This is a genomic window from Janthinobacterium sp. AD80 (genome assembly GCF_002878455.1).
Lineage (GTDB): Bacteria > Pseudomonadota > Gammaproteobacteria > Burkholderiales > Burkholderiaceae_D > Janthinobacterium.
Genome location: NZ_NRDQ01000086.1, coordinates 1 through 5,647, shown reverse-complemented (window position 1 = coordinate 5,647; position 5,647 = coordinate 1). Strand labels below are relative to the sequence as shown.

Genomic DNA, 5,647 nt, shown 5'->3' with positions numbered 1-5,647 from the left:
CTGCGCCCGCGCCTGCGTGAGCGCGGCGCCCCAGCTCTGGTGGGCAATGCTGGCCAGGCCGTAGGCGGTGTAGACGAGCAGCAAGGTTGCCAGGAACCATGCCAGGGTGGCCGCTTCCTGCATGGCGGGCGGATGGAACAGGGCGCCAAAGCCCAGCAGCAGCAAGGGCAGCGAGATGGCGACATACACGGCATACGCGCGCCCGCCACGCGCCATCCAGGCGCCCAGGGCCGGATCGATAAAGGCGGCGGCGATCCTGGCCGCCAGCAGCACGGCGCCGATCTGCGCCAGGTCCAGGCTGCTGCGCTGCGCATAAAACGGCGCGACATATATATAGATGGGCAGCGCCAGCATGGCCAGCGGCAAGCCGAACAGGCCATAGCGGAACAAGGCCGGCAAGGTCAACGCGCCAGCCCCGGCATTCATGGCAGCGGCGCCGCATTCTGCAGCAGCGCGCTGCGCAGCTTCGGCGCCGTCGTGGCGGGCGCGAGCCAGATGGCGAAAAAGGCGCGCGCGAAGTCGCCATCGCTCACATCGGCCAGCACCTTGCCATCGAGATAGAAGCGCACGCCGGGCGCGATGCCGGCCCGGTAGGCGCCCGCGATGCGCTGGCCTTCCCTGACGTCAGGAAAGATGCGCTGCATGGTCGATAGCCAGGCCAGGCGCTGCTCCGGTGTGCCCACGCCGATTTTCTGCATCTGTTCGTAGCTGGCTTCGGCGATCTTCTTGCCGTCGAGCGAACGCGCATAGCGCAGTTCCAGCACGAACGGCGCCGTTTCGGACGCCGCCCCCTGGTAGCCCAGCGGGCCCACCCACAGCTGCGCCTGATAAATGCGCATGCCAAACCAGGTGTAATCGCCTTCTCCCGCCAGGCGGGCTTCGGGCACATCCCCGGTCACAAAGGCCGGAGGCGCGGCAACGGCAGCAAATACGCTGAAGGACAGCACAACGGCGGCAAGCAGTCGGCGCATGGTCACTCCTTGATGAGGGTAAATTGCATGACATCCGTGTTGTGGGCCAGGAAAGCGGCCTCGCAATACGCCAGGTAAAACTCCCAGGTCAGCAGGAAACGGCCATCGAAGCCCTGTTTTTCCAGCGCCACGCGCTGCGCCAGGAAGCTGGCGCGCCACTGGCGCAGGGTTTCCGCGTAATCGAGGCCAAAGCTGAAGGCGTCTTCCACGCGCAAGCCCTGCGCTTCGGCGGCGCGGCGAAACACCGCCGGCGACGGCAGCATGCCGCCCGGAAAAATGTACTGCTGAATAAAGTCAGTGCTCTTGCTGTAGCGCTCGAAAAGCTCGTCGGCGATGACGATGGTCTGGATGCAGGCGCGGCCGCCCTGCTTCAGGTTGCGCGCCACGCAGGCGAAATAGCCGGGCCAGTAGCTTTGCCCCACGGCTTCGAACATCTCGATCGAGGCGATGGCGTCGTACTGGCCGGCGCTGTCGCGGTAATCGCACAGCTGCAAGTCAGCCTGTTGCGCCAGCCCCGCGTCGTGCAGACGCTGGCGTGCATACGCCAGCTGTTCGGTAGACAAGGTCAGGCCCGTCACATGGGCGCCATGCTCGCGCGCCGCCGTTTCCGCAAAGCCGCCCCAGCCGCAGCCGATTTCCAGCACCCTGGCGCCTGGCTGCAGCTGCAGCTGCAGCTGACCGGCGATGCGCCGGTACTTGGCCACTTGCGCCTGTTCCAGACTGGCGCCGTCGCTGAACAGGGCGCTCGAATACGTCATCGACGGGTCCAGCCACAGCTGATAAAAGGCGTTGCCGATGTCGTAATGGGCGTGGATATTCTTCTTGCTGCCCTTGCGCGAATTACGGTTGAGCAAATGGCGGACTTTGTAAATCACATTGCCCCACCAGTTACCGTAGATCAAGGACTCGATCTGCGCGCGGTTGCGTATCATCAGCTCGATCAGGCCCGGCAGATTGTCCGTGCGCCAGTCACCGGCGATGAACGTTTCAGCAAAACCGATGTCGCCCGAGCGCAGCACGGCCGTGCACAGGCGCCAGTTGTGCAAGTCCAGCGTAACGGGGTGGCTGCCGTCGCCGTACAGCAAGACGCTGCCGTCCGGCGTGCGCAGGCGCAAGGCGCCATATTGCAATTTTTCCAGCAGGCGCAGAATCATGCGCGCGCTCGCGGGCAGGTCCAGATGCGCATGGTCGGCGGTCGTGCTGCTGCGCGCATGCAGGCCGGTCGGCAGGGAGTCGGAGCTCATCGTGACACCTTTTCTTGTGGGGGTAGGGGTTTGCTGAAAAACGGCACGCGGCGCAGCCACAGGCGCAAGGCTTGCCAGTGGATGCGCGCCATCACGCCAAACGTCATCAAGGGGTAGCGCAGCAGGGCCCAAGCGATGGCGCCATCGCGCAGCGGCTGCGCCGTGCCGGCCAGGCTGGTCTGCAACAGCGGGCCGTCCAGGTCGTCGTAATCGACCCTGGCCAGGTGGCGCTCGCCAGCCTTTTCGCTATTGCGCAGGAAACGGAAGCGGTACTGCCCTTCCACCTTGCAAAAAGGCGAGACGTGGAAAATCTTCTTCGCGCGCAACTCGCTGCCGTAGGCGATCGCATCGCCGTGGTCGAGCAGGTACAAATGGCGTTCGCCAAAGGTATTGCGCACATCGCACAGCACGGCGCGCAACGCACCATCGGGACGGTGGCAAAACCAGAAGCTGACAGGATTGAAGACATAGCCGAACATGCGCGGCATGGTTTGCAGCCAGATTTCGCCGCCCGCGTCCGTCACGCCATGCTGGCGCAGCAGGCCATCGATCCACTCCTGCAGCGGCGTCGCGCCATCGCCATGGTCGCTGTCACGGAAGGACAGCACATTGGCGCGGTTGCGCGAAATCAGCCGCGCGGCGAAATCCTGCGTGCCCATGCTGCGCAGGGGCAATCGCAGATAAAACATGCCATAGCTGAAGGCATGCGCGCGCGGACGCAGGCGCGCATGGCGCACCAGCCCCAGGCACAGCTGGGGCCGCGCCTGGGCTGGCTGGCCGGGATCACGCGGCATGGCCGAGCTCCGCCGCCGCCATGCCATTCAGCGCTTCGGCCACGGACAGGCCCGACTTCAAGCCGTCTTCATGGAAGCCATACCCGGTCCAGGCGCCGGCGAACCACGTGTGCTGCGTGCCCTGGAAACCGGCCAGGCGCTCTTGGGCGGCGATGGCGGCGCCATCGAACACGGGATGGGCATAGGAAAACTCGTCGATGACCTTGGCCGGGTCCGGCTCGTCGAGCGGATTGAGCGAGACGATGACGGGGGTGGTGAACGGCAAGGGCTGCAGCTGGTTCAGCAAATAATGCACGCACACTTGCGGTGCATCGCCCTGCGCGGCCGGCCGGCCCTGGTAATTCCAGGCCGACCAGGCGCGGCGCCGCTGCGGCAGGCAGGAAGCGTCCGTGTGCAGCACAGCCCGGTTCGGCTGGTAGCGCACGGCTTCGAGCACCTTGCGTTCATCGTCGCGGATATCGCCCAGCAGGGCCAGCGACTGGTCGCTGTGGCAGGCCAGCACGACATGGTCGACATGCTCGACGCCGGCCGCCGTGTGCAGCTCGACCATGCGTGCGCCGCCGTGCGGCTGGCGGCGCACGGCCAGCACGGGACACGCCAGGCGCTGCTGCGGGATGCCTGCCAGTAATTTTTTCACATACTCGCGCGAGCCGCCGCGCACCGTGCGCCACTGCGGCCGGTCGCTCACTTGCAGCAAGCCATGGTTGTGGCAGAAGCGGATGAAGGTGGCCAAGGGAAAGGCCAGCATCTGGCGCGCCGGGCACGACCAGATGCAGGCGGCCATCGGCAGCAAATACCAGTGGCGGAATTCCTCGCCATAGCCGTGCAGGTCAAGAAACTCGCCCAGCGACAGGGCCGGTGCCGGCACGCCGCCCGTGGCCAGGGCACTGGCCTGGCGGTTGAAGCGCAGGATATCGCGCAGCATGCGCAGGAAGGCGGGGCGCAGCAGATTGCTGCGCTGGGTAAACACGGTATCGAAATTGGCGCCCGCCCATTCCAGCACGCGCGCATCGGATGCGGTACCCAGCGGCATCTTCACGGAAAACGACATGTCGCTGTCTGCCGCTTCGACGCCCAGCTCGTCGAACAGCTGCACCAGGTTCGGGTAGGTGGCGTGGTTAAACACGAGAAAGCCCGTATCGACGCCATGCGTGGCACCATCGAGCGTCACATCCACCGTATGGCTGTGGCCGCCAAAATAGTCGCCGGCCTCGTACAAGGTGACATCCTGGCCAGCTTGCGCCAGGCGATAGGCACACGACAATCCTGCAATTCCTGCTCCGACGACGGCAATTTTCATGAATATACCCGTATTAAGTTTGTCCTGGACAAAAAAGCCTCATGGATAATCGATGAAATATTGATTTATGTCAATGAGCGCTCTCGGCAGTTCACAAACTTATACGCCAGCAATTTTCAATCGGATTCAGCTATTTGGTACGGGGCAGCGGAAGGCGTAAAATGCATGCCACGTTCTTTTGCAAGCGAGCAAAGCCCCTCTGGTATGGATACTGACCTGCAACCTACTCCCGCCTTCAGCATCAGCGATGTCGAGCGCGACACCGGGCTGGCCAAGGAAACCTTGCGTGTCTGGGAGCGCCGCTACGCCTTTCCCCAGCCGCAGCGCGATGCCTTTGGCGAGCGCAGCTATCCAGCCGAGCAGGTGCAAAAATTGCGCATGGTCAAGCGCTTGCTGGACTTGGGCTTTCGTCCCGGAAAAATCATGCAGCACAGCACTGCCCAGTTGCAGCAGCTGGCAGGCGCGGGCGCCAGCACGCCGGGACAGGCGGCACCACAGCTGGAGCACTACCTGGCGCTGTGCCGCGGCCACCGCATGGCGGAACTGGGCGATGCCCTGCGCCAGGCCTTGACGGTGCTGGGCCTGAAAGCCTTCACCATCGACGTCATCGCGCCCCTGACGGGCATGGTGGGCGAGGCCTGGGCCTGCGGTGACCTGGCCGTGTATGAAGAACATTTATATAGCGAAACCCTGCAGACGGTGATGCGCCATGCCATTTTTTCCCTGCCGCAGGCAAGCAGTCCCAGCATCCGCACGCCGCGCATCGTCCTCAGCACCCTGCCGCAGGAACGCCATGGCCTGGGCCTGCTGATGGCCGAAGCGCTGTGCACGGCGGCCGGCGCCCAGTGCCTGTCCTTGGGCGTGGAGACGCCCCTGACGGACATCGTCGCGGCTGCCCGCGCGCAGCGGGCCGATATCGTGGCGCTGTCGTTTTCCAGCGCCAGCAAGGAACGGCAGGCGCGCGACAGCCTGCAGCAGCTGCACGCGAGCTTGCCGCCGAGTATGGAACTGTGGGCCGGCGGACGCAGCCCCGTCCTTTACCGGCGCCCGCCGTCCTTCCTGCACGTGCTGGACTTGCGGCAAGTCGAAGAAAGCATCGCCGACTGGCGCCGCCGGCATCAGGCCGATGCCCTGCAAACGCACTGAACGCGGCAGAACTGCGGCGATCTTCGTGGATACCCGCGCAATGTTGCCAATCGAACAGTAAAGCATGAAGGGCCGGGCGCGCTCTGGTAGAATAGCCCCATCAACAGTGTCCGGCGCCGCCGGGCCTAAGGTCAGCACCCGCCACCACATATCCATGTTTAGTTTCTTCAAGAAAAAAACCGCCGCCCCCGA

6 protein-coding genes are annotated in these 5,647 nt (G+C 64.5%); 1 reads left to right on the top strand and 5 read right to left on the bottom strand.

The window, feature by feature from the left end:
• The 5 genes from JaAD80_RS17385 to JaAD80_RS17365 form a co-directional block, all read right to left on the bottom strand.
• On the bottom strand, nucleotides 1-426 hold a 426-nt coding region (locus JaAD80_RS17385; protein ID WP_180979456.1), incomplete at its 3' end, for an MFS transporter.
• Nucleotides 423-971: a chalcone isomerase family protein gene (locus JaAD80_RS17380; protein ID WP_102295837.1), complete on the bottom strand. Its 549-nt coding sequence runs from the start codon at nucleotides 969-971 to the stop codon at nucleotides 423-425. The genes JaAD80_RS17385 and JaAD80_RS17380, both read right to left, overlap by 4 nt.
• A gap of 2 nt (nucleotides 972-973) precedes the next feature.
• On the bottom strand, nucleotides 974-2,215 hold the full coding sequence (locus tag JaAD80_RS17375) for a cyclopropane-fatty-acyl-phospholipid synthase family protein (protein ID WP_258003052.1): 1,242 nt from the start codon (nucleotides 2,213-2,215) through the stop codon (nucleotides 974-976).
• Nucleotides 2,212-3,009 carry a DUF1365 domain-containing protein gene (locus JaAD80_RS17370; RefSeq protein ID WP_102295835.1) on the bottom strand — a complete coding sequence of 266 codons (798 nt, stop codon included), beginning with the start codon at nucleotides 3,007-3,009 and terminating at the stop codon, nucleotides 2,212-2,214. The genes JaAD80_RS17375 and JaAD80_RS17370 overlap by 4 nt, the downstream gene beginning before the upstream one ends.
• Nucleotides 2,999-4,309: an NAD(P)/FAD-dependent oxidoreductase gene (locus JaAD80_RS17365; RefSeq protein WP_102295833.1), complete on the bottom strand. Its 1,311-nt coding sequence runs from the start codon at nucleotides 4,307-4,309 to the stop codon at nucleotides 2,999-3,001. Before JaAD80_RS17365 ends, JaAD80_RS17370 begins: the two co-directional genes overlap by 11 nt.
• Nucleotides 4,310-4,513: 204 nt before the next feature.
• Between JaAD80_RS17365 and JaAD80_RS17360 the strand changes: the two genes are divergently transcribed.
• Entirely contained in the window at nucleotides 4,514-5,455 is a 942-nt protein-coding gene (locus tag JaAD80_RS17360; RefSeq protein WP_102295832.1) for a MerR family transcriptional regulator, read from the top strand.
• Nucleotides 5,456-5,647: the final 192 nt, after the last annotated feature.